The organism is Stenotrophomonas sp. (assembly GCF_031995405.1).
GTDB lineage: Bacteria > Pseudomonadota > Gammaproteobacteria > Xanthomonadales > Xanthomonadaceae > Stenotrophomonas.
The window spans coordinates 1-24,505 of sequence record NZ_DAMAGC010000060.1 but is presented as its reverse complement, the minus strand read 5'-3'; the positions used below and the strand labels follow the sequence as shown (position 1 = coordinate 24,505).

The 24,505-nt window shown below is 67.8% G+C and carries 17 protein-coding genes; 8 read left to right on the top strand and 9 right to left on the bottom strand.

From position 1 onward, the window contains the following. Positions 1-100 precede the first annotated feature (100 nt). The gene (locus RTO53_RS11985; RefSeq protein ID WP_312237999.1) at positions 101-703 is read right to left on the bottom strand and encodes a ferritin-like domain-containing protein; all 603 of its coding nucleotides are present in this window, start codon (positions 701-703) and stop codon (positions 101-103) included. A gap of 29 nt (positions 704-732) precedes the next feature. Then, on the bottom strand, positions 733-1,215 hold the full coding sequence (locus RTO53_RS11980; RefSeq protein WP_312237998.1) for a peroxiredoxin: 483 nt from the start codon (positions 1,213-1,215) through the stop codon (positions 733-735). Between the two features lie 247 nt (positions 1,216-1,462). On the opposite strand from RTO53_RS11980, the gene RTO53_RS11975 reads away from it, so the two are divergent. After that, a complete protein-coding gene (locus RTO53_RS11975; protein WP_312237997.1) occupies positions 1,463-2,359 on the top strand; it encodes a DnaJ C-terminal domain-containing protein in 897 nt (298 codons plus the stop codon). Positions 2,360-2,420: 61 nt separating this feature from the next. On the opposite strand, the gene pilH is transcribed toward RTO53_RS11975, so the two are convergent. Further along, positions 2,421-2,804, bottom strand: a complete 384-nt coding sequence (gene pilH / locus RTO53_RS11970; protein ID WP_256775788.1) for a twitching motility response regulator PilH — start codon at positions 2,802-2,804, stop codon at positions 2,421-2,423. An 88-nt stretch (positions 2,805-2,892) separates the two neighbouring features. After that, on the bottom strand, positions 2,893-3,888 hold the full coding sequence (locus tag RTO53_RS11965; RefSeq protein WP_312237996.1) for a YhdH/YhfP family quinone oxidoreductase: 996 nt from the start codon (positions 3,886-3,888) through the stop codon (positions 2,893-2,895). 208 nt (positions 3,889-4,096) lie between these two features. On the opposite strand from RTO53_RS11965, the gene hflK reads away from it, so the two are divergent. The 5 genes from hflK to RTO53_RS11940 all read left to right on the top strand — a co-directional run bounded on the left by hflK (position 4,097) and on the right by RTO53_RS11940 (position 10,359). Continuing rightward, the gene (hflK, locus tag RTO53_RS11960; protein ID WP_312237995.1) at positions 4,097-5,224 is read left to right on the top strand and encodes an FtsH protease activity modulator HflK; all 1,128 of its coding nucleotides are present in this window, start codon (positions 4,097-4,099) and stop codon (positions 5,222-5,224) included. Further along, complete coding sequence (locus tag RTO53_RS11955; RefSeq protein WP_256775785.1) at positions 5,221-6,084, top strand: protease modulator HflC; 864 nt, start codon at positions 5,221-5,223, stop codon at positions 6,082-6,084. The genes hflK and RTO53_RS11955 overlap by 4 nt, the downstream gene beginning before the upstream one ends. A gap of 66 nt (positions 6,085-6,150) precedes the next feature. Beyond that, complete coding sequence (locus tag RTO53_RS11950) at positions 6,151-6,336, top strand: DUF2065 family protein (protein ID WP_312237994.1); 186 nt, start codon at positions 6,151-6,153, stop codon at positions 6,334-6,336. A 326-nt stretch (positions 6,337-6,662) separates the two neighbouring features. Next, the gene (locus RTO53_RS11945) at positions 6,663-7,955 is read left to right on the top strand and encodes an adenylosuccinate synthase (RefSeq protein ID WP_038686937.1); all 1,293 of its coding nucleotides are present in this window, start codon (positions 6,663-6,665) and stop codon (positions 7,953-7,955) included. 277 nt (positions 7,956-8,232) lie between these two features. Further along, complete coding sequence (locus RTO53_RS11940; RefSeq protein ID WP_312237993.1) at positions 8,233-10,359, top strand: methyl-accepting chemotaxis protein; 2,127 nt, start codon at positions 8,233-8,235, stop codon at positions 10,357-10,359. Positions 10,360-10,466: 107 nt separating this feature from the next. Here RTO53_RS11940 and RTO53_RS11935 read toward each other — a convergent pair whose 3' ends face one another. The 4 genes from RTO53_RS11935 to RTO53_RS11920 form a co-directional block, all read right to left on the bottom strand. Continuing rightward, positions 10,467-11,012, bottom strand: coding sequence for a hypothetical protein (locus tag RTO53_RS11935; RefSeq protein WP_312237992.1), 546 nt, complete (start codon positions 11,010-11,012; stop codon positions 10,467-10,469). A 132-nt stretch (positions 11,013-11,144) separates the two neighbouring features. Next, positions 11,145-16,160: an autotransporter domain-containing protein gene (locus RTO53_RS11930; protein ID WP_312237991.1), complete on the bottom strand. Its 5,016-nt coding sequence runs from the start codon at positions 16,158-16,160 to the stop codon at positions 11,145-11,147. Positions 16,161-16,736: 576 nt separating this feature from the next. Continuing rightward, the gene (locus RTO53_RS11925; RefSeq protein WP_312237990.1) at positions 16,737-17,312 is read right to left on the bottom strand and encodes a HupB; all 576 of its coding nucleotides are present in this window, start codon (positions 17,310-17,312) and stop codon (positions 16,737-16,739) included. Positions 17,313-17,342: 30 nt separating this feature from the next. Beyond that, a complete protein-coding gene (locus RTO53_RS11920; RefSeq protein WP_312237989.1) occupies positions 17,343-19,427 on the bottom strand; it encodes a catalase in 2,085 nt (694 codons plus the stop codon). A gap of 168 nt (positions 19,428-19,595) precedes the next feature. Between RTO53_RS11920 and RTO53_RS11915 the strand changes: the two genes are divergently transcribed. Both RTO53_RS11915 and RTO53_RS11910 read left to right on the top strand, forming a co-directional pair. After that, positions 19,596-20,306, top strand: coding sequence for an AraC family transcriptional regulator (locus RTO53_RS11915; RefSeq protein WP_312237988.1), 711 nt, complete (start codon positions 19,596-19,598; stop codon positions 20,304-20,306). An 81-nt stretch (positions 20,307-20,387) separates the two neighbouring features. After that, a complete protein-coding gene (locus RTO53_RS11910; RefSeq protein ID WP_312237987.1) occupies positions 20,388-21,782 on the top strand; it encodes an amino acid permease in 1,395 nt (464 codons plus the stop codon). Positions 21,783-21,879: 97 nt separating this feature from the next. On the opposite strand, the gene gcvP is transcribed toward RTO53_RS11910, so the two are convergent. Further along, positions 21,880-24,505 (bottom strand): aminomethyl-transferring glycine dehydrogenase (gcvP, locus tag RTO53_RS11905; protein WP_312237986.1); only part of this gene is annotated, 2,626 nt, incomplete at its 5' end.

Below are 24,505 nucleotides of genomic sequence, written 5' to 3'. Positions count from 1 at the left end.
CCGGCCGCTGGCCGGCTCCGCAGTCCATCTGGATCGTGCGACGAGCCGGCCAGCGGCCGGCACTACCGGGGCGGGTTGCCCCGGGGGGCTGCAGCCGGTGTTATTCCCCGATCCAGCCATCCAGCAGATCGGCGAACTCGTCGGCGTGTTCCTCTTCCTGGGCCAGGATTTCTTCGAGGATGCGCTTGGTGGTGGTGTCCTTGTCGCCGACGAAATTGATCATCTCGCGATAGCTGTCGATGGCGATGCGCTCGGCGATGAGGTTCTCGCGGACCATGTCGCGCAGGTTCTTGCCTTCCTTGTATTCGGCATGCGAGCGCCGGGTCAGCGTGTCCGGGTTGAGGTCCGGCTCGCCGCCCAGCTGCACGATGCGTTCGGCCAGCTTGCCGGCGTGCGCCTGTTCCTGCTGGGCGTGTTCGAGGAACTCGGCCTTGATCGAATCGGCGAGCATGCCCTTGGCCATGAAGTAATGGCGGTAGTAGCGCAGCACGCACACGTACTCGGTGGCGAGCGCGTCGTTGAGCAGCTTGATCACCGCCTTGCGGTCGGCGCTGTAGCTGTCGGTGATGGCGCCGTCCTCGATGTCCTGGCGAGCCTTGGCGCGCAGCGTGGCGGTATCGCTGATGCCCGGCGGTCGCGAGGGATCGGCGCGTTCGGCGGTGGTGGTGGAGGCGTTGGGGTTCTGCTTGGCTGGCTTTGACATGGCTGGCCGGGTTCCTTTGTTGCGTGGATTCAGCTGGGCAGATGCGCCAGCACGTAAGTTGCCGAGGACACCTCGAACTGGCCGGGCTCCTCGATGAAGGTCTGCCGCACCACGCCGTCCTCGACATACAGCGCGAAGCGGCGCGAGCGCAGGCCCATTCCCGAGCTGCTGGCATCCATCTCCAGGCCGAGCGCGCGGGTCAATTCGCCGTTGCCGTCGGACAGCATCTGCAGGCCATCGGGCACGTGTTGGCTTTCGCCCCAGGCCTTCATCACGAACGGATCGTTGACCGCCATGCAGAACACGTCGATACCGCGGTGGCGGAAATCGGCGAAGTGCTCCACGTAGCCGGGCAGATGGCGGGCCGAACAGGTCGGGGTAAACGCGCCGGGCACCCCGAACAGCACCGCGCGGCGGCCGTCGAACAGGGCATGGGTGTCGATGGTCTCCATGCCCTCGCGGATGCGCTTGAGGGTGACTTCGGGTATGCGGTCGCCTGCTTGGATGGTCATGCGGACTCCTTGGACGCGTCCAGCGTAGTGAGCGGGATGGGATGGCGGTGTCAAAACGTTGAAAACCGGCGTGGCAGACCCATTTCAACGGCAGCGCGGTGCAGCCGGGGCCAGCATGGGCGCCCCGCGGCATGGGCGCATTGCGCAGGATCATGCCGGGGCGTCACGGCACGGCCGGCGCCAGCCGCTAGAATTGTCGGGACGGTGTCCGCCGGCGCGGGCGACCGAACTTATTCGAGGTGTATCGATGGAATTCAAGGATTACTACGCCACGCTCGGGGTGGAACCGAGTGCGGGCGATGCGGAAATCAAGACCGCCTACCGCCGGTTGGCGCGCAAGTACCATCCCGATGTCAGCAAGGAGGCCGGCGCGGAAGACAAGTTCAAGGCCGTCAACGAGGCCTATGAAGCGCTGCGCGACCCGCAGAAGCGTGCTGCCTACGACCAGCTCAAGGCGCAGGGCTACCGGCCCGGCGAGGAGTTCCATGCGCCGCCGAACTACGGCGGTGGGCAGGGCTTCGACTATGAGGAAGTGTTCGGCGGCGGTGCCGGCGGCGGTGGTTTCAGCGATTTCTTCGAAAGCCTGTTCGCGCGTCAGCGCGGCGGCGGTGGTGGCCGCGCCAGTGGCTTCGGCGGTGCCAGCCAGGGCCCGCAGCCCACGCGTGACACCCGCGCCAAGCTGTCGGTGCCACTGGAAGCGGCCCACCAGGGCGACAGCCTGCGCATCAACGTCAACGGCAAGCAGCTGGATGTGCGCGTGCCCAAGGGCATCCGTCCGGGCCAGGTGATCCGCCTGGCCGGGCAGGGCACCGGCGGCGGCAACCTGCTGCTGGAAGTGGAGTACGCCGAGCACCCGCAGTTCGAGGTGGACGGCCGCAACATCCTGTACACCCTGCAGGTGACGCCCTGGCAGGCCGCGCTGGGCACCAGCATCAGCGTGCCCACGCTGGGCGGCTCGGTGGAATTGAAGGTGCCGGCCGAGTCCGATGCCGGGCGCAAGCTGCGCCTGCGCGGTCGCGGCCTGCCGGGCAACCCGGATGGCGATCAGATCGTCGAACTGGAGATCGTCGCCCCGGCCCCGACCGAAGAAGCGCAGAAGAAGGCCTACAAGGCGTTGGCCAAGGCGTTCGGCGAAAAAGTGTAAGCGCCTGGTGCCGGCCGTTGGCCGGCAACCACAATCCCGTCGGGTGACCGCACCGCCGTGCTTACGCCGCCGGCGGTTCCTGGTTGCTGAAGACCCGCTCCAGCACTTCGGACAGTTCGTCCTCGGAGAACGGCTTGGTGATGTAGGCCTTGGCACCCTGGCGCATGCCCCACATGCGGTCGGTGTCCTGGTCCTTGGTGGTCACCAGGATCACCGGGATGTGTTTGGTGGTGGCATCGCGCGCCAGCGTGCGGGTGGCCTGGAAACCGTTGAGGTTGGGCATCACCACATCCATCAGCACCAGGTCCGGCAATTGCGCCTTGGCCGCTTCCACGCCCGCCGCGCCATCGGTGGCGGTCAGGATCTCGTGCCCGAGCTTTTCGACGATCCGCTGTATCCCCAGCAGCTGCGACGGTGAATCGTCGACGATCAGAATGCGTGCCATGTTGTTCCCCATGTAATGCCCGCAGTGTAGTGCTGCGCGCACAAGGCCGGAAGCATCCGGCCTGCCGTCCGTCGCCTGCCTGCGACGCTCAGTCGATCCGCACCACGGTACGCCCGCGCGAACCGCCTTCCAGCATCGTGTCGAAGACATCGGGCAAGTCGTCCAGGCCGACTTCGCGCGTGCAGATTGCGTCAAGGTGGCGCGGCTTCCACGCCTCGGAGAGTTTCTCCCAGACCTGTTCGCGCAGCCCGCGCGGTGCCGCCGCCGACGACACGCCCAGCAGCGAAACGCCGCGCAGGATGAACGGCATCACCGTCATGTCCAGCGCCGGACTGGCGGCCAGGCCGGCGCTGACCACGCTGCCGTAGGGCACGGTCTGGGCCAGCAGGCTGGCCAGCATCGGGCCGCCGGCATTGTCCAGGCCGCCCCCGAAGCGCGTGGACTCCATCGGCCTGGTCGTGCCCAGTGCCTCGCGCGGCAGCACCTGGCGCGCGCCGAGACCGCGCAGGTAGTCCACCTGGTCGGCCTTGCCGCTGATGGCGTGCACCTCGAAGCCGGCGCGGCTGAAGATGTCCACGGCCAGCGAGCCGACCCCGCCGGTGGCGCCGGTCACCGCCAGCGGGCCATGCGCGGGCGTGAGCCGGTTGTCGGTCATGCGCAGCAGCGCCAGCGCGGCGGTGAAACCGGCGGTGCCCAGCACCATCGCCTCGCGCGGGCTCAAGCCTTTCGGCTGGGCGATCACCGCGCTCGATTCCAGCCGCACGTACTGGCTGTAGCCGCCGTCACGGGTCTCGCTGAGCCCGCAGCCGGTGGCCAGCACCGCATCGCCCTCGCGAAACGCCGGATCGGTCGAGGCAACCACCGTACCGGCCACGTCGATCCCGCCCACCAGCGGGAAGCGGCGCAGGATCCGGCCCTTGCCCGTGCCGGCCAGCGCATCCTTGTAGTTCACCGAGGACCACTGCGCGCGGATCACCACCTCGCCGGGGCTGAGCTGCTCCAGCCCCATCGCTTCGATGCCGCTGTGGTGGCCGCGGTCGTCCTGGTGGATGCGGAAGGCGTTGAACCGGGCGGGGATAGCCATGAAGATGCCTGACGAGGAGGGAGGCAACACCTTACCCGCTCCGACCCGGCCGGTGCCCGGGCGGGCACGGGGCAGGGGGATGAATCGCGCCCCGCTGCCGCCTGGCCCTTCCAATCCTGTCGATCCGCCCCATCTTGTAGAATCGAGCAGGATTTACGGTTGACGGTGCGGAATGACCCGCAGGCAACCTTTCACTGATGGAGCGTGCATGGCCTGGAATACACCCGGCGGCAACAAGGGCGGACAAGGTCCCGACGAGAATCGACGGGGGCCGTTTGGACCTCGCGGTAGCGGCAATGGCGGCGGCTGGGGCGGTTTCCCCGGGCCACTCAAGGACCTGTTCGATGGCGGCATCCTGCGTTGGGTGGGCGTTGCGGCGGTCCTGCTGCTGCTGTTCTCCAGCTTCCAGCTGATCGGCGAGCAGGAACGCGGCGTGGTGCTGCGCTTCGGCCAGTTCTCGCGGATCCTGCAGCCCGGCCCCAACTTCAAGCTGCCCTGGCCGATCGAGTCGGTCAACAAGGTCAACGCCACCCAGATCAAGACCTTCAGCAGCCAGGTACCGGTGCTGACCCGTGACGAGAACATCGTCAACGTCTCGGTCAACGTGCAGTACCGCATCGACGATCCGCGCCTGTATCTGTTCGGCTCGGTCTCGGCCGACCAGGTGCTGGAGCAGTCGGCGCAGAGCGCGGTCCGCGAGCAGGTCGGTCGTGCCGACCTCAACACCGTGCTCAACAACCGCGGCCCGCTGGCCGTGGTTGCAGAAGAGCGCCTGCAGGCCTCGCTGAAGGCCTACCGCACCGGCCTGTCGGTGACCGGCCTGACCCTGCCCGATGCGCGTCCGCCGGAGGAGGTGAAGCCGGCCTTCGACGAGGTCAACGGTGCCCAGCAGGTCAAGGAACGCCTGATCAACGAAGCCCAGGCCTACGCGGCCAAGGTCGTGCCCGAAGCGCGTGGCCAGGCCTCGCGTGCGCGCACCACCGCCGAAGGCTACAAGCAGGCCGTGGTCGCCAAGGCGCAGGGTGATGCCGAGCGCTTCAGCCTGCTGCAGGTGCAGTACAAGGACGCCCCGGAAGTCACCCGCAAGCGCCTCTGGTTGGAAACGGTGCAGCAGGTGCTCGGCCAGAACCGCAAGATCATCGGTGGCGATGGCCGCCAGCTGATCTACGTGCCGATGCCGGCCGACACCCGTGGCGGTGCCGCCGCCCCGGCTGCCCCGCCCGTGACCCCGGAAGTGATGCTGCCGTCGCTGCCGGCCAGCACGCCGGTGGATGGCGTGCGCAACACCGAACGTCCGACCACCCGCCCCACCGGTCGTGAAGGAGTCAGCCGATGAAGAGTTCCCTTTGGATCGGGCTGGCCGTGGCCGCCCTGCTGGCCCTGCTGGGCTCGGTGTACGTGGTCCGCGAAGACCAGACCGCGATGGTGCTCAACCTGGGCAAGGTGGTGCGCGCGGACATCAAGCCGGGCCTGCACTTCAAGGTGCCGCTGGTGGAAACGGTGCGGGTGTTCGACCGTCGCTTCCAGGTGCTCGACACCGCGCCGGCGCGTTACTTCACCGCCGAGCAGAAGGACGTCAGCGTCGACTTCTTCGCCATCGGTTACATCTCCGACGTGCGCGACTACTACCGTGCCACCGGCGGCGACGCCACCGTGGCCAATGCGCGCCTGGCCCCGATCATCACCGACTCGCTGCGCAACCAGATCAACTCGCGCACGCTGCAGCAGCTGGTGTCCGGTGATCGCAGCGAACTGATCGCCAACCAGCTGACCGGCATCAACAAGTCGGTCAAGGACCTGGGCATGCAGATCATCGACCTGCGCATCAAGCAGATCGACCTGCCCACCGACAGCCAGGTGATCAACGATGTGTACGAGCGCATGCGCGCCCAGCGCAAGCAGGAAGCGGCCAAGCTGCGCGCCGAGGGTGAAGAGCAGTCGCTGACCATCCGTGCCCAGGCCGACCGCGACAGCACCGTGATCGTGGCCGAAGCCGAGCGTGATGCCCAGCAGATGCGCGGTACCGGCGATGCCGAAGCCGCGCGGATCTACGGCAAGGCCGGTTCGGCCGATCCGTCGTTCTATGCCTTCTACCGCAGCCTGGAGGCCTATCGTGGCTCCATGGCCGACGGCAACGGCGTGATCGTGCTCGACAAGAACGACCCGTTCCTGCAGTACCTCAAGAGCGATCGCTGAGGTCGGAGGCGGTAGCAGCCCACGGGGACCCGGTGCAGACCGGGTCCCCGTTTCATTTGGAGCGCCATGAACGACCTTTTCTCCGCCCTGTGCCTGGTCGCGATCCTCGAGGGCCTGTTCCTGTTCGCCGCCCCGTTGGCCTGGAAACGCATGGTCGAACAGCTGCTGATGCTGCGCAGTGCCGCGCTGCGCACCTGGGGCGGGGCGATCCTGCTGGCCGGGCTGACCACGCTGTGGTGGCTCAAACACTAGGCAGTGCCAGCCGCTCACCAGATCCGGTAGTGCCGGCCGCTGGCCGGCTCCCCACCATGCCCGCGGAGCCGGCCAGCGGCCGGCAGGACAACGGGGGATGAAGCCGGCGGTTCCCGGGGTGGCAACCCCCACCGGAAACCCGGATAATGCACAAAAGCCGGACGGGCACTCTGTTTCAGAGTCACTCGTTCGGCTTTTTCCGTGTCTGGGCACCCCATTGCCGGCGCGCTCCCCGTTGGAGCCCGCCATCCCGTGATGGTCCGCGCCCGGCCATGGTCCCAAACCCGCGGCCCCGATGGCCGCACAAAAGCAAGGAGTTACCCGTCATGGGTCAGTCAGTTGTCGTGTTGGGTGCCCAGTGGGGCGATGAAGGCAAGGGCAAGATCGTCGATCTGCTCACCGAGGAAATCGGCGCCGTCGTGCGCTTCCAGGGCGGCCACAATGCCGGCCACACGCTTGTCATCAATGGCAAGAAGACCGTGCTGCACCTGATCCCGTCGGGCATCCTGCGTGCCGACGCGCTGTGCCTGATCGGCAATGGCGTGGTGATCTCCCCGGCCGCGCTGCAGAAGGAAATCGCCGAGCTGGAAACCTCCGGCGTGGAAGTGCGTTCGCGCCTGAAGATCTCCCCGGCCGCGCCGCTGATCATGCCGTACCACATCGCCCTGGACCAGGCGCGCGAACGCGCTGCCGGCGGCAAGGCGATCGGCACCACCGGCCGTGGCATCGGCCCGGCGTACGAAGACAAGGTGGCGCGTCGCGGCATCCGCATCGCCGACCTGCATTACCCGGCCCAGCTGGAAGAACTCCTGCGCACCGCGCTGGATTACCACAACTTCGTGCTGACCAATTACCTGAAGACCGACGCGGTCGACTTCCAGAAGACCTACGACGAAGCACTGGCCTTCGGCGAATACGTCGAGCCGATGAAGTCCGACGTCGCCGGCATCCTGCACGACCTGCGCAAGCAGGGGAAGCGCGTGCTGTTCGAAGGCGCCCAGGGCGCGCTGCTGGACATCGACCACGGCACCTACCCGTACGTCACCAGCTCCAACACCACCGTTGGCGGTGCACTGGCCGGTGCCGGCGTGGGCGCGGACGCGATCGACTACGTGCTGGGCATCGCCAAGGCCTACGCCACCCGTGTCGGCGGCGGCCCGTTCCCGACCGAGCTGGACGATGAAGTCGGCCAGGGCATCCGCGACCGCGGTGCCGAGTACGGCGCCTCGACCGGCCGTCCGCGTCGCTGCGGCTGGATGGACATCGTCGCGCTCAAGCGCGCCGTGGCCATCAACGGCATCAGCGGCCTGTGCATCACCAAGCTGGACGTGCTCGACGGCATGGAAAAGCTGAAGGTCTGCATCGCCTACGAATACCGCGGCAAGCGCACCGAATACGCGCCGCTGGACGCGCAGGGCTGGGAAGAGTGCACCCCGGTGTACCTGGAGTTCCCGGGCTGGACCGAGAACACCCACGGCATCACCAACTGGGACGACCTGCCGCCGGCCGCCCGCGCTTACCTGCGCGCGCTGGAAGAGCTGGCCGGTTGCCCGGTGAGCATCGTCTCCACCGGCCCGGACCGCGACCACACCATGGTCCTGCAGGACCCGTTCGCCTGAGCCGGCCCGGCAGGTAGTGCCGAGCCATGCTCGGCAACGCCAACCGGCCATGCGTAACGCAGCATCGAAAAGCCCCGCGAGAGCGGGGCTTTTTCGTTTTGGCTTGCCGCCATACCCAATTTGGGTACGACCCTACCCAGATCGGGTAGAACGGGAAGGGAGCGCCCACCACCTGGACGTCCCCAACGTGAACCGTCACCGTTCCGTTAAGGCTGCGTGATCAAGAACACCTCCGCGTGGGCCGATAACCCGGCACCCCCCACGTTTGGATGCAGTCATGGATTTGTTGAGGAAGGTCAGCGTCGTCTGGCGTCTAGGTACGGGCTTTGGCCTGTTGTTGCTGCTGGTCGCGGCCGTGGTTGCCACCGGTGCCACCGGCAGCGCCGTGCAGAAGCACGCGATGCAGGACGTGGTCGAGGTGGGCGTGGCCAAGGTGCGCCTGCTCTCGGAGATGCTCGACGCCAACAACCAGATGATGGTCGTGCGCCGCGAGATGCTGATCCGCCAGGGCCAGGAGCGTGACGCCGACGAGGCGCGCATCGCCGACCTGGTCAAGCGTTACGAGGCCAGCTGGACCGCCTACCAGGCGCTGCCGGGCGATGCGCAGGGCAAGCAGATCGGTGCCGCCATTGCCGCCAGGCGCGCCATTGCGCGCCCGTTGAACAAGCAGACCAGCGAACTGATGGCGCAGGGCGACTTTGCCGGCGCGGTCGCGCTGACCCTGGGCCCGGTGCAGGAAGCGGCCAGCGGCTGGAACAAGGCGCTCGCCGAGGGTGTGGCCTACGAGGAAAAGGAAAGCCGCCAGGCCGCCGCCGAAGCGATCCGCCTGGGCGAGCGCACGCTGCTGCAACTGCTGGTCCTGGGCGGCATCGCGCTGCTGGTGGGCATTGCCGCCTCGGTCCTGATCGGTCGCAGCCTGACCGGGCCGCTGGCGCGTGCCGTCAGGCTCGCCGACCGCATGGCCAAGGGCGAACTGGAGCAGGATTTCCGCCTCGGCGGACGTGATGAGCTGACCCTGCTCGGCGATGCGATGGGCAGCGTGCGCCAGAACGTGCAGGCCGCGATCACCGCCCAGCTGCAGATGGCGCAGCAGCACGAAGCCGGTGCGATCCGCTACCGCATGGATGCCGACGCACTGCCGGGCGACTACGGCCGCATGCTGCGCGCCACCAACGAACTGGTGGGCTCGCACGTGGCCGTGCAGTCGCATATGGTCGATGTGATGGCCGACTATGCCGTCGGCGACCTCAGTCGCGACCTGGACAGCTATCCGGGCGAGAAGGCCCTGCTGACCCGGACCATGGCCACGGTCAAGGCCAGCCTGATGGCGATCAACCAGCAGATCGACACGCTGGCCAGCGCCGCGCGTGCCGGCGATTTCTCCGTGCGTGGCGATGAGGCCGCGTTCCAGTTCCAGTTCCGCGCGATGGTCGCCAACCTCAACGGCATGATGGCCAGTTCGCAGTCGAGCATCGCCGACCTGTCGCAGGTGCTGCGTGCGATCTCCACCGGTGACCTGACCTCGCGCATGAGCGGTCATTACGAAGGGGTGTTCGCGCAGATGCGCGACGACGCCACTGTCACCGCCGCGCAGCTGACCGGCATCGTCCAGCAGATCCAGGGCGCGGCCGGCAGCATCAACGACGCCGCGCAGGAACTGGCCGCCGGCCACAACGATCTGTCGCGCCGCACCGAACAGCAGGCCGCCAACCTGGAAGAGGCGGCCGCCTCGATGGAAGAGCTGACCTCCACCGTGCGCCAGAACGCCGAACTGGCCAACCAGGCCGACCACGAAGCGCACGCGGCCGGTGCCGCGGTACGCGCCACCGAGCAGGCGATCGCGCAGATGGCCAGGGTCATGAGCGAGATCGACACCTCCTCGGCGCGCATCGGCGAGATTTCCTCGGTGATCGATGGCATCGCGTTCCAGACCAACATCCTGGCGTTGAACGCGGCCGTCGAAGCGGCGCGCGCCGGCGAGAACGGTCGCGGTTTCGCCGTGGTCGCCAGCGAAGTGCGCACCCTCGCACAGCGTGCCGGCACGGCCGCCAAGGAGATCAAGGACCTGATCGACGCATCCAGCGAGAAGGTCAAGACCGGCCTGAGCGTCACCGTGGAATCCGAAGCGGCCATCGCGCGCCTTACCCAGGCCAGCTCGCGCACCAATCAGTTGATGAGCGACATCGCCGCGGCCACCAAGGAACAGGCGGCCGGCATCGAGCAGGTCAACCAGGTGGTGGTGCAGATGGACCAGGTGACCCAGCAGAACGCGGCACTGGTCGAAGAAGCCACAGCCGCCAGCCGCGCGCTGGAACAACAGGCACACGCGCTGATCGAATCGGTGGCGGTGTTCAAGCTGGAGCAGGGCAGTGCGGTGCGCGTGGCGGCGCGGCGCGCGGCCTGATCCACCGGAGGGAGGGTGCGGCGGCAGGACGCCGCTGCATCCGGATCATGTGTGGCTTGCGCGGGGAACGCGCTATGGCGGAACTGGCCAGATGCCGAAACGGGGTCTCAGCGATCCCGCACCTCGAAGCTGGACTGCAACGGCAGCTCGACACCGCGGTTGACGTCCTTGACCTTCACCCGCACGGTCCAGACGCCCTTCGGATCATCGGGTTCGACCACCATCTTCACCGCGATGCTGGTCATGTACACCAGGGTGGGATCGCCTTGCAGCCGCGTGTTGAAGCAGGGCACTTGCCGGTGCTGCGCCCCATGGCTGCCGTCAGGACGCTGGATGTCCAGATCGCAGACGACGTTGGTTTCGCCCTTCGCATCCAGCATCGGATTGGACAGCAGGGTGAGCACGTACAGCTCGCCCCCCGGGCCGACGCTGTCGGCGCCGCCCAGCGTGGGCGTGTTCTCCGGCGGGGTCTCCCACTTCTTCTGCCAGTCGGCATCGTCGGTGATCAACAGCGACGCGGCGAAGCCGCCTTCGGAGCGGGCCGCGTCAGTGTCCGGCATCGGTTTGCCGTCGGCGTCGCGCCAGCCACTCTGGGCCATCACGGTACCCGGCAACAACAAGGCCAGCATGGCCAATAGCGAAGCGCTGCGCATGATCGTTCCTCGATCGCCGCGTCCTGCGGCGTGCCGCGAGTATCGCCGATGCATCATGGCGGGCGTCAACCCGTGGTGGAACCACGACCGGCCGACCCCGTAGAGGATCGGCCGGTCTGCAACGGCGGCGGCTTACCGTGCGGCCGCGTTGCCGGCGTCACAGCGACGCGGCGGGCAGCGTGGCGGGGTGCCGCGGGCGGCCCCCTCTGCATCGGCGGCCCCCATCGCACCGGCCCCCACGCCGCCGCCCGCACCGCCGTAGCTCACGCGCAGTCCCACGCTGCTGGCGCGGCTGGAACCGCGCGTCTGCTCATGCCCCAGCAGCAGCGACAGCAACCAGCCGCGCTGCAGGCGCACGTCCATGCCGGCGGCGACCGACAGCGCGTTGTCGTTGTAGCTCTGCATATCCAGGCGATAGTCATGCGCACGCGGGCCGACCACGTAGTTGAGGTAGGCCGCGCCCTTGTCGTCGATCGCCTGGCGGTACTCGATGCTCCAGAACGGACGCACGCGGCCTTCGCCGTCGCCGGCCACGTAGGCACCTTCCAGCCCGAGTGCGACCGCGCTGTTGCGCACCACCTGGCGGCGGTAGTCGAGGTCGTACAGGTCCAGACCGGTCTCGCGATACGCATCGAGCGTGGTGCGGCTGGCTTCCACGCGGCCGTAGCCGGTGAGGGTCATGCCGGCGTTGCGGTGCTCATAACCGAAGGCCAGTGACCCGAACCACTGGTCGCCATCGCGGCTGCCGCGTGCGAAGGCATCCACGTCATTGCTCCAGCGGCGGGTATCGAAGTCCAGCGCGCCGCCGGCGATGACGCCGTCGACGAACAGGTGCTCGCCGCTGCGCCACAGGCCATAGGCAGCCAGCGAGTGCTGCCGGCCTTCCACCCGCGAATCGCTGCCATCCATCTTGCTGTCGTTGCGCGCCAGGCTGGCGGCCACGCCCAGCAGCAGGCGCTCGCCCACCGCGCGGTCCAGGCCGACGCTGAGGCCGTCGGTGTGGAAGGCGTAGCTGCTGCTGCGGTCGCCATCGCCGAACGTGGCGTTGCCCGAGGCCCACAGACCCCAGCCGGTCGGCAACGAAGGCCACGGTGCCGCCTGCATCGGAGCCAACGGCATGGCCAGGCCGGGGCGATCGCGGCCGCCGGCGTAACCGAGTGCCAGCTGGTTGCTGGAGCCGTTGTCGCCACTGCGCACCTGGCGCAGACGGTCGCGGATGTTGGACTGCTGCGCGCTGGCGAAACGCACGCTGGCATCCACCTGTGCCTGCACGCCGGCGACCACGCCCGGGTCGCGGGTCGGGTCGGGGCGCTGGGTGACGGTCAGGCGCAGCTGTGCGCTGCCGGGGGCGAAACCACCGGATGCGGCCTGGGTGACGGTGATGATCGCCACGCCTTCGCCGTGCAGGGTGACGGTGCGACCCTGCACGCTGGCCACGTTCGGTGCGCTGCTGCTGTAGCTGAAGCCGCCACGGCTGGGGCTGACCGGATCGATCAGGTCGAACGCGGCTTCGCCGTACAGCTTCTGCAGCTCCTGCGCCCACTGCAGCACCGGCACGGCGGCGGTGATATCCACGTCAAGCGTGGCCTGGGCGGCGGCCTGGTACTGCGCGTTGCCTGCCTGGTTGGCGGTCAGGCTGCAGCGCCCGGCAGTCAGCATGAGCACGGTGTTGCCGTCCACGCGGCATACCGTCGGGGTGGTGGTGGCGAACACGACGGGATTGCCGGAGGCGCCGCCCGTGGCCGAGACCGCGAAGCGACCGTTCACGCTGTAGGTCGGCGCGGTCGGGTTGGCAACGAACGCGCTGATCTGCTGCGCCGCTTCGATCACCACCATGGTGAAGGACTGGCTGGCAGTGAAGCCGTTGGCATCGGTGACGGTGACGTCGAAGGCATAACTGCCGGCTGCTGCCGCCGCGCCCGACAACAGGCCGTCGCTGGCCAGGGTCAACCCGGTCGGCAGCACTCCACCGGTGACCGCGAACGTATACGGCGCCGCGCCGCCGGAGACCTGCAGCCGCTGGTTGTAGCTGGCCGCGGTGAACGGCTGCGGCAGGCTGGGCACGGAGAAGGCGATCTGTGGTGCAGCGACCACCAGCGTGTACGTACGGGTGCCCGTGAACGGGCCGGTACCGGTGCTGCTGTCGGTCACCTGCACGGGAATGCCATAGCTGCCGGCCGTGGTCGGGGTCCCGCTGAATTCACCGTTGGCGCCCAGGGTGATGCCGGCCGGCAGCGGGCCGAGGGCCTGATAGGTGTAAGGCGCCGCGCCGCCGCTGGTGGTCAGGGCCTGCTGGTAGCTGCTGCCGGCCGTACCGGCCACCAGGGTGGTCGGCGCCAGGCTCAGCGTGGGCGGGGACACGGTAACGCTCACCACGGCGGCGGCCGAGGTGGTATTGCCGTCGGTCGCGCGATAGCTGAAGGCATCCGGGCCCGCATAGCCAGCGGCGGGCGTGTAGGAGACCGTGATGCCGTTGACCGTGACGACGCCGTGGGCGGCCGGGCTGGTCACGCTGACGCTGGTGGCGATGCCGCCGATATCCAGCGTGATCGGCGTGGCCATGCCGTATGCCACCGTGGCGCTGGATGCATTGGCCACGATCGCATCGGCGGCGGTGGCGGCATTGGATGCGGTCGATGCAAGGCCGGTGCCGGCGCTGTTGGTGGCGGTGACGGTGAAGGTGTAGGACTGGCCGACGGTGAGGCCGGTCACCCGGACCGGACTGCCTGTACCGGTGGCGGTGATGCCGCCGGGAGTGGCGGTCACCGTGTAGCCGGTGATCGCGCTGCCGCCGTTGGACGCCGGCGCGGTGAAGCTCACCTCGATCTCGCCGGTGCCCGAGGGCGTAGCGGTACCGATGCCCGGTGCGGCCGGCGCGACGGCATTGACCTGGAAGGCCTGGGTAACGGTCGAGGCGGGCAGGTAACCGCCATCGCCGGCCTGGTTGGCCTGGATGCTGCAGGTGCCGGCGCTGATGAAGGTCAGCATGCCGCCCGAGGTGATGGTGCATACCCCGGTGGTGGTGGAGGTGAACGTCGGGGCCAGCCCGGAACTGGAGGTGGCGCTCAACGTCGGCGTGGTGCCGAAGTTCTGCGCGCCCGGGTTGGCGAAGGTGATGACCTGCGCCGCCGCCGGGGTGATCGACATGGAGGCGCCCGACGCCGCGCCCGTGCCCGCGCTGTTCGTTGCGGTGACGGTGAAGACGTAGGCGGTGCCGTTGCTCAGGCCGGTGAGGATGATCGGCGAGCCGATACCGGTGGCGGTGATGCCGCCGGGGCTTGCCGTCACGGTGTAGACGGTAATGGGGGCGCCGCCGTTGCTGGCCGGTGCGGTGAACGTCACCGTGGCCTGGCTGTCACCCGCGGTGGCGGTGCCGATGGTGGGGGTGCCGGGTACCACGGCGGCCACGCTGAACGTCTGGCTGACCTGCGGCGCCGCCGCGACGCTGGCATTGCCGTCCTGGTTGGCGTCGATGCTGCACGTGCCGCCGGTGATGAAGGTCAACGTGCCGCCGCTGGTGATCGTGCACACGCCGGTGGTGGCGGAACTGAAGCGCACCAGCAGGCCGGCGCTGCTGCTCGCGGTCAAGGTGGGTGAGGTGCCGAAGTTCTGTGTGCCGGGATTGCCGAAGCTGATGGTCTGCGCCGCCTTGGGCGTCACCGCCGCCGATGCTGCGGAGGCGGCGCTGGTGCCGCTGGCATTGGTCGCGGTCACGGTGAAGGTATAGGCGGTGCCGTTGCTCAATCCGGAAACGAGCAGTGGCGAGGCCGCACCGGTGGCGGTGAAGCCGCCCGGGGAGGCGGTCACGGTGTAACCGGTGATCGCCGAGCCGCCATCGCTGGCCGGTGCCGTGAAGGCGACCGACACCTGGCCGTTGCCGGGCGTGGGCGTACCGATGCCGGGTGCGCCGGGCGCGGTGGGGATGGCCACGGTGTGGGCCGCACCGCTGGAATAGGCGGCAATGTTGCCGTTGCCGACGGTGTCCGTGATCCCGGAAGCGGCCTTCAGGTCCAGGCGCAGGGTGCCGGTGCCGGTGATGTTGTCCACGGCCACGGTAAGCACGTTGCTGCCGGTGCCGGTGATGGTGCCGACCGTGCCAGCCGCCGAACCGGTCGCGGTCAGGATGAAGTCGGCGCTGGAGGGCGTGACCACCGCTTCGCTGAAGGTCACCAGATAGGCCACGCTGCTGGCGGTTGGCGCGGGCGAACCGCTGAGGGCGATGCTGCTGACGCTCGGCGCAAGGTCGTCGGTGACGGTGATGGTGAACGCTTTCTCGACGCTGGCTCCGCCGCTGTCGGTGCTGCGCACGCGCACGCTGTAGCTGCCGGCGGGAAGGTTGCGCGCGTCGTTGGCGCGCAGCACGTTGCCCTGGATGTTGAACTGCGCGTTGCCGGTGTCGCCACTGCCGCTCACCAGGCTGTAAGTGAAGACATCGCCCGCGTCGGCATCGGTAGTGCTCAAGGTGCCTGTCACCCCGTTCTGGCCGGCGCTCTGGTTGAGCGACGTTGCGCTCAGGGAAAGGTCGGTGGGTGCGGTATTGATCGGTTCGACAATGATGTTGTTGATTGAATGCCAGGTGCGCATTCCGGGATCGGTGCCACCACCGGTCAGGCGGATGCGGATCTCGTCCACATTGCGGAACGCCGCCGGGAGCAGGGTGATCGTAACGGGATTGCGCATGGCGAACGGAATGGAGAAATTACGTGTTCCTACGAGGGCTCCGTCGAGGTAGCCTTCGACCACGTAGGTGTTGTCCGTGTCCGCGCCCCAGTTGTAATAGCGGAACGAGGTGATGGAGAAGTTGCTGCCGTTGGCCGAGCGCACCACCATTCCGACCAGGCCGTCCTGTTCGGTGTGGGTAAGGCCCGACCAGCTGTTGTCACCACTGGCCAACCAGGTGTTGTCCTTCCAGGTGATGCCCGGTACGGGAGTGCCCGCGGCGTTGCTCGCGTTGAAGACCTGCAGGGTCAGGCCCGGTACGTCGGCCGATCCTCCCTGTCCGTCCTGTGCATAGGTTCCCCCGATGCCCGCGTTGCTGCTGAACACCACTTCCACCGGTGCGGCCTGTGCCGACCACGCCGCGCCTGCCAACAGGACAAGCCAACCCAGCATCCGCAGCAGCGGATGGGAAAATGTAGACCCCGACATGCAGTTCTCCCCTGAATCAATCCACGAATGACACCGCGCAGGCTGCGCGCACCCGCGCGCCGCCTGCCTCGGCTTCCCTGTTCCACTGCTGTGTGTTCAGCGGCAGCAACGCCGGTTGCTGCTGCACGTGCAACGGTGCTGCCCCGACCGTGCCCAGGTGCACGTGTTTCCCCATTGCACTGCCGCCGGCGGGTCGCGACGGCGGCGATTCTAGCGGTTTTATCGGCGTTGCCAATTAATCATTCAGTGCGGTGATTGCGCTGCCGCCCTTCAGATCGACCCGAGTGTGTCGATGCAAGCGCCATGCCAGAAATGCCGCGTGCCCCATCGCGTTGCTGATGGCCGGCCTGCGCGATCAGGCCTGTGCGGCGATGCTGTTGGGCAGCATCGCGCAGACGCCGTGCCGATCGCTGCGACCAGGCGCCTGCGTTCGGTGGGGAGGTGGTGCGGAAGAACCCCGTGCCTGCAGTCTGCAGGAAGGGCGACTGTCGTCACGCCGAGGTTGACGCGCGCGGACCGCGGGCCGGCGCACGGAGCGGATGCGGCAGCGCACGGCTGCCGCATCCGGTCATGGCTTCAGCGGGTAGCCTTTTTCGCAGGCACCCGCGTGGCGGTCTTGCGCGCGGTCCGGGTTGCGGCCTTCTTTGTCGACTTGCTGGCCACGGTCTTCTTCGTTGCGGCCTTCTTCGTGGCTGTGCGAGCGGGGGCTTTCTTTGCCGCTGCCTTGTTCGCAGGCGTCTTCCTTGCGGCGGTCTTCTTCGTGGCGGATTTCTTCGCCGTCTTCTTCGTGGTTGCCTTCTTCGTCGTCGCCTTCTTCGTGGCCGACTTCGTCGTTGTCTTCTTCGCCGCCGTCCCCGCCTTTTTCGCCACGGTCTTTTTGCTGGCCGCCTTCTTCACCACCGCTTTCTTCGCCGTCTTTTTGGCGGTCGATTTCCTGGCCACCGTGGTGGAGGTCGGCTTCGCCGTCGATTTGGTGGCGGCCTTTTTCACCGGCGCACGCTTCTTCCCGCCCCCATCCTGCTTGTTGACGGTGGCCCAGGCGATACGCTCGGCCGCGTCCTCGCCGCGGCCCTGTTCCTTCTCGCTTTCTTCGATGTGCTCGGCCTGGCGTTTCTGCTTGTCGGTGTAGCTGGATTTGTCACCACGCGGCATGGGATGTCTCCTGTGAGGGATGGAAGGGAATCAAGCCAGGGTGCGTACCTTCGGCTCACGCGCCCATTGCCGCGTCGCCGCCGCCGCAAGGAAGCCCTTGGCGTCTTCGGCCTCCACCACACCGGCATCGTTGCCCACGCGGGCGGCCTTGAGCAGCGCCTGCGCGCCTTCATCGGCGGCAATCGCCTTTAGGTGGGCCCAGGCGTCGGCGACGAAATCCACGGCGGCCGATTCCTTCTGCAGGCGCTTGGCGGCCTCGGTGCTGAGCACCACCGCCACCGCATCGAACACCACCGACGGCGTACCGGCGAGCTGCCCATCGGCGGCAAGCACCTTGCCGTCGCTGAGCTTGCCGCCGCCGATCTTCGGCGCGACCAGCTTGACCTTGGCACCGGCCTTGTCGGCAGCCTTGCGCAGGTTGCTGATCAAGCCCGCATCGGAGCCCTCGTCGAACAGGATGCCGATGCAGCGGCCCTTGAGCAGGTCCTTGGTGCGGCCGATCACGCGCACTTCCTGCGCCTTCGGGAAATCCTGTGCCGGCGTCGCCGTCGGCGCGGGCTCGGGCAGGGCGGGCATGGCCAGCCCGGCAGCCACGCGCTTGGCCAGCGACTCGTCGATGTTGCGCAGGTGGCTCACCGTGCGCTCGCGCACCTTGACCGTTTCCACCTTGGACAGCTCGAACACCAGCGCCGAGGCCAGATGCGCCTGCTCGGGTGCTTCCAGGCTGCGGAAGAACATCCGCGCCTGGCTGTAGTGGTCGGCGAAACTCTCGGCACGCACGCGTCCCTTCACGCCGTCATCGGGCGCGGTGGCGTGGCTGGGGAATCCATCGACCACTTCGCGCGGGCTGTCATCCTGCAGCGAACTCGGATCGTAGGCGACGCGACCCTTCGGGATGCCCATCTGCATGTGCCCATCGCGCTGATGGTTGGCGAACGGGCACTTGGGGGCATTGACCGGGATCTGGTGGAAGTTGGGCCCGCCCAGGCGGCTCAGCTGGGTATCCAGGTACGAGAACAGGCGGCCCTGCAGCAGCGGATCGTTGCTGAAGTCGATGCCCGGGGGCACGTTGGCGGGGCAGTAGGCTACCTGCTCGGTCTCGGCGAAGAAGTTGTCCGGCCAGCGGTCCAGCACCATCCGCCCGATCACCGTCAGCGGCACCAGCGACTCGGGGATGATCTTGGTCGGGTCCAGGTGGTCGAACGGGAAGGCCTCGGCGTCCTCCTCGCTGAACAGCTGCACCGCCAGCTCCCACTCGGGGAAGTCGCCGGCGGTGATCGCTTCGAACAGGTCGCGGCGGTGGAAGTCATTGTCGGCCCCCTGCAGCTTGACCGCCTCGTCCCACACCGTGGACTGGATGCCCAGCTTCGGCCGCCAATGGAATTTGACGAAGGTCGATTCGCCTTCTTCATTGAGGAGTCGGAAGCTGTGGATGCCGAAGCCTTCGATCATCCGCAGCGAGCGTGGGATGGCGCGGTCGCTCATCGCCCACATGATCATGTGCATCGATTCGGGCATCAGCGAGATGAAGTCCCAGAACGTGTCATGCGCGCTGGCCGCCTGCGGGAAGGCGCGGTCCGGTTCCATCTTCACCGCATGGATCAGGTCGGGGAACTTGATCGCATCCTGGATGAAGAACACCGGGATGTTGTTGCCCACTAGGTCCCAGTTGCCTTCGCGGGTGTAGAACTTGACCGCGAAGCCGCGCACATCGCGCGGGGTGTCCACCGAACCGGCACCGCCGGCCACGGTCGAGAAACGGGTGAACACCGGCGTACGCACGCCGACCTCGGTGAGCACGCGCGCGCGGGTGAATTCCTGCAGCGAACGGGTCAGTTCGAAATAGCCGTGCGCGGCGCTGCCACGCGCGTGCACGATGCGCTCGGGGATGCGCTCATGGTCGAAGTGGGTGATCTTCTCGCGCAGGATGAAGTCTTCCAGCAAGCTGGGTCCGCGCGGGGTGGCGCGCAGCGAGTTCTGGTTGTCGCCGACCGGGATGCCCTGGTTGGTGGTAAGCGCGGGATGGCCGCCCCCGGCGTGCTGGTGCAGTTCGTCGCCTTGGCCACGGCTGTCGGCGGGAGGGGTGGATTTGGTGCGGGGCTTGCTGGCGGCCATGGGCGGCTCCGTGCTGGCGGGAAGGCAATGCCCAACACTGGCGCGGCCGCCGTTAATCGTCGGTGCTCAATTCGGCCGCCGCTTGCACCCGCGCTTCACATGCCGCGCTGGGTCGCGCGGGGCAGGGCGCGTATCCTTGGCGGGTGTCCACCTGCCGCCCGCCCTCGCATGCGCGTTGAACCTGCCGACATCGAAGCCCTGTTCGATGCGATTCCCGACGTGCTGTTCTTCATGAAGGACCGTGAGGGGCGCTATACGCACATCAACCAGACCATGCTGCGTCGGCTCGGGCTGAAGTCGCGCAAGGAGGTGATCGGGCGTACCGCCGCGGAGATCTATCCGACCGGGCTGGGCGCCGACTACGCCACCCAGGACGAGCAGGTGCTGGCCGGCAAGGTGATCGAGAACCTGATGGAACTGCATCTGTTCGCCAACCGCGAGCCGGGCTGGTGCCTGACCTGCAAGCGGCCGCTGCTCGTGGACGGGCAGATCAAGGGCCTGATCGGCATCTCGCGCGACCTGGGCCAGAAGGACAGCCTGGGCACCCAGTACGAGCAGCTGCGGCTGGCGCTGGCGCATCTGAACGCGCATTACGCCGAGAACGTGCGCATGCAGACCCTGCTGGACATCACCGGCTTCTCGCTGTCCAAGCTGGAGCGCACGTTCCGCAAGGTGTTCCAGATGACCCCGCAGCAGGTACTGACCCGGCTGCGTATCCAGATGGCGGTACACCTGCTGCACGGGGCGGACAGCATCGCCAGCATCGGCCAGGCCTGTGGTTTCACCGACCAGAGCGCGTTCACCCGCAAGTTCAAGGCCGAGGTCGGGCTGTCCCCGCGCGGCTACCGGGCGCAGATCGGCGAGCGCGCCGAAACCTGAGCCGGGGCGGGCCTTGTGGCCTATCCCGCCGGCCGGCTGGACAGGGTATCGTGTCGCACCTGTTGCCCGCCTGCGATTCCGATGCCCGCATCCCAGACTCCGACGCCTGCCACCGCGCCTGCCGACACCCGCCTGGGCCACGCGCTCAAACCCCGCCAGCTGATCATGATGGGCCTGGGCAGCGCGATCGGCGCCGGCCTGTTCCTGGGCTCCGGCGTGGGCGTGCAGGCCGCAGGGCCGGCGGTGTTGCTGTCCTACCTGGTCGCCGGTGCGCTGGTGATCATCGTGATGAACGCGCTGGGCGAAATGGCTGCCGCCAAGCCGACCAGTGGCGCGTTCTCGGTGTACGCCGCCGATGCCATGGGCGCCACGGCCGGGGCCACGGTGGGGTGGCTGTGGTGGGTACAGCTGGTGATCGTCATCGCTGCCGAAGCGGTGGGTGCGGCCGGCCTGCTGGCCACGGCCTGGCCGGTGGTGCCGGTGCCGATGGCCGCGCTGGCCTTCATGCTGTTCTTCACCGCGATCAACCTGCTCGGGGTCAAGAATTTCGGCGAATTCGAATTCTGGTTCGCGATCCTCAAGGTCGTGGCGATCGTCGGCTTCATCCTGATCGGCATCGCGCTGCTGATGGGCTGGCTGCCGGACGTGGCCTCGCCGGGCCTGTCCAACTTCACCGGACACGGTGGCTTCGCGCCCAAGGGATTGGCCGGCGTGGGGGCGGCGCTGCTGGTGGTGGTGTTTGCCTTCGGTGGCACCGAGATCGTGGCGGTGGCCGCGGCGGAAACCGAAGATCCCGAGCGCAGCATCGCGCGGGCCATCCGCACCGTGGCCTGGCGCATCCTGGTGTTCTACATCGGCTCGCTGAGCGTGATCATCGCCGTGGTGCCGTGGACCAGCGAGGCGCTGAAGTCGCCGTTCGCCGCGGTGCTGCAGGTCGCCAACATCCCGGGTGCGGCTACGGCGATCACACTGATCGCGGTGATCGCGCTGCTGTCGGCGCTCAACGCCAACCTGTATGGCGCCTCGCGCATGATGTATTCGCTGGCCCAGCGCCAGGAGGCACCGGCGGTGCTTGGCTGGGCAGACCCGCGCCAGGTGCCGATCATCGCCGTGCTGGCCAGCGTGCTGTTCGGTTTCGCCGCCACCGTGATGGAACTGCTGTTCCCGGACAAGGTGCTGCCGGTGCTGCTCAACATCGTCGGTTCCACCTGCCTGCTGGTCTGGACCATCTCGCTGCTGTCGCAGCTGATCCTGCGCCATCGCGCCAACCGTGATGGCACCCGCCTGCCGTTCCGCATGGCCGGTTACCCCTACCTGACCGTGATCGGCCTGGGCGTTCTCGCGCTGATCTTCGGCCTGCTGCTGTCCGAATCGCACACCCGCCTGCAGTTCCTGTCGATGGCCGCGCTGACTGCGGTGATCGCCATCAGCAGCGAAATCGCCCGACGCGTGCGCGCCAAACGTCAGATCGATTGAGCGGGTAGTACCGGCCGCTGGCCGGCCCCCGCGCACACCGCCAACAAAAACGGCCCGCTTGCGCGGGCCGTTCTTCATTGCAGCCGGGCAGGGAGGCTTAGACCTCCACGCCCTCGTCTTCCTTGTACGCATCCACCGGGATGCACGCACACATCACGTTCTTGTCGCCGTACACGTTGTCCACGCGCGCCACCGGCGGCCAGTACTTCTGCTGGCGCAGGCTGGCCAGCGGGAAGGCGGCCAGCTCACGCGGGTAGGCGTGCGACCACTCGCTGGCCGACACCACCGCGGCGGTGTGCGGGGCATGCTTGAGCGGGTTGTCCTCGCGGTCCAGGCGGCCGTCTTCGATCGCGGCGATCTCCTCGCGGATCTGGATCATCGCGTTGATGAAGCGGTCCAGTTCGTGCAGCGACTCGCTTTCGGTCGGTTCCACCATCAGCGTGCCGGCGACCGGGAAGCTCAGGGTCGGGGCGTGGAAGCCGAAGTCGATCAGGCGCTTGGCCACGTCTTCGGCGCCGATGCCGGAGGTCTTCTCCAGCGGACGCACGTCCAGGATGCACTCATGCGCCACCAGCCCGTTGCGGCCGGTGTACAGGGTCTTGAAGTGCGGGGCCAGGCGCTTGGCGATGTAGTTGGCGTTGAGCAGCGCCACCTGGGTCGCCTTGCGCAGGCCGGCGGTGCCCATCAGGGTGATGTACATCCAGCTGATCGGCAGGATCGAGGCGCTGCCGAAGCTGGCCGCGCTGACCATGCCGACGTCGCCTTCGCCGCCCAGCACCTTGGGCAGGAACGGCGCGAGGTGCGACTTCACCGCACACGGGCCCACGCCCGGGCCGCCGCCGCCGTGCGGAATGCAGAAGGTCTTGTGCAGGTTCAGGTGCGACACGTCCGAGCCCCACTTGCCGGGCTTGGCCACGCCGACGAGGGCGTTCATGTTGGCGCCGTCGGTGTACACCTGGCCACCGTGCTTGTGCACGATCTCGCAGATTTCCACCACCTCTTCCTCGAACACGCCATGCGTGGACGGGTAGGTGATCATCAGCGCGGCCAGGCGGTCGCTGTACTTCTCCGCATTGATGCGGATGTCGTCCAGGTCGACGTTGCCGTTGGCGTCGGTCTTGGTCACCACCACCTTCATGCCGCACATCTGCGCCGAGGCCGGGTTGGTGCCGTGTGCCGAATCGGGGATCAGGCAGACATCGCGATGGCCCTCACCGCGCGAGCGGTGGTAGGCGCGGATCGCCAGCAGGCCGGCGTACTCGCCCTGCGCGCCGGAGTTCGGCTGCAGGCTGACCGCGTCGTATCCGGTGCATTCCACCAGCATGGCTTCCAGCCCGTCGATCAGTTCCTTGTAGCCGGTGGCCTGGTCGGCCGGCGCCAGCGGATGGATGTTGGCGAATTCCGGCCACGTCACCGGGATCATCTCGGCGGTGGCGTTGAGCTTCATGGTGCAGCTGCCCAGCGGGATCATGGTGCGATCCATGGCCAGGTCCTTGTCCGCCAGCGAACGCAGGTACCGCAGCAGTTCGTGCTCGCTGTGGTGGGTGTTGAACACCGGGTGGGTCAGGAAGGCGCTGGTGCGCACCAGGCCGGCCGGCAGCGCATCGGCGGTGGCCGCATCCAGTGCGTCCACATCGACGGTGGCGCCAAACAGCTGGCCCAGCGCGACGATGTCGGCGCGGGTGGCGGTTTCATCCAGGCTGATGCCGACTGCATCGCTGTCGATCGCACGCAGGTTGATGCGTGCGGCCGCAGCCTTGGCGTGGATCGCCTTGGCGTCGACGTCCTTGACGTGCAGGGTGTCGAAGAAGTGCTCGCCCACGTTGACGCCGGCAGCGCGCAGCGCGCTGGCCAGGATCGCGGCCAGGCGATGGGTGCGGCGGGCGATGCGGGTCAGGCCTTCCGGGCCGTGGTACACCGCGTACATCGAGGCCATCACTGCCAGCAGCACCTGCGCGGTGCAGATGTTGGACGTGGCCTTCTCGCGGCGGATGTGCTGCTCGCGGGTCTGCAGGGTGAGGCGGTAGGCGGCATTGCCCTGCGCATCGACCGAGACGCCGATCAGGCGGCCCGGCATCGAGCGCTTGTAGGCGTCGCGGCAGGCCATGAAGGCCGCATGCGGACCACCGAAACCGAACGGCACGCCGAACCGCTGCGAGTTGCCGACCACGATGTCCGCGCCCCATTCGCCGGGGGCGGCGATCAGGGTCAGCGCGAGCAGATCGGTCGCCACTGCCACCAGGCCGCCACGCGCGTGCACGGCATCGGCCAGCGCCTTGTAGTCGCCGATATGGCCGAAGGTGTCCGGGTACTGCAGCAGCACGCCGTAGGCTTCGGCCTCCATCGCCTCGGCCGGGGTGCCCACGCGCAGCACGATGCCCATCGGCTCGGCGCGGGTGCGCAGCAGTTCCAGCGTCTGCGGGTGCACGGCGTCGTGCACGAAGAAGGTGTCGGACCTGGACTTGGCCGAACGCTTGGCCAGGGTCATCGCCTCGGCCGCCGCGGTGGCTTCATCCAGCAGCGAGGCATTGGCGATTTCCATGCCGGTCAGGTCCGCGCACAGGGTCTGGAAGTTGATCAGCGCTTCCATGCGGCCCTGCGAAATCTCGGCCTGGTACGGGGTGTAGGCGGTGTACCACGCCGGGTTTTCCAGCACGTTGCGCAGGATCACGTTCGGGGTGAGCGTGCCGTAGTAGCCCTGGCCGATGAAGGTGCGGAACACC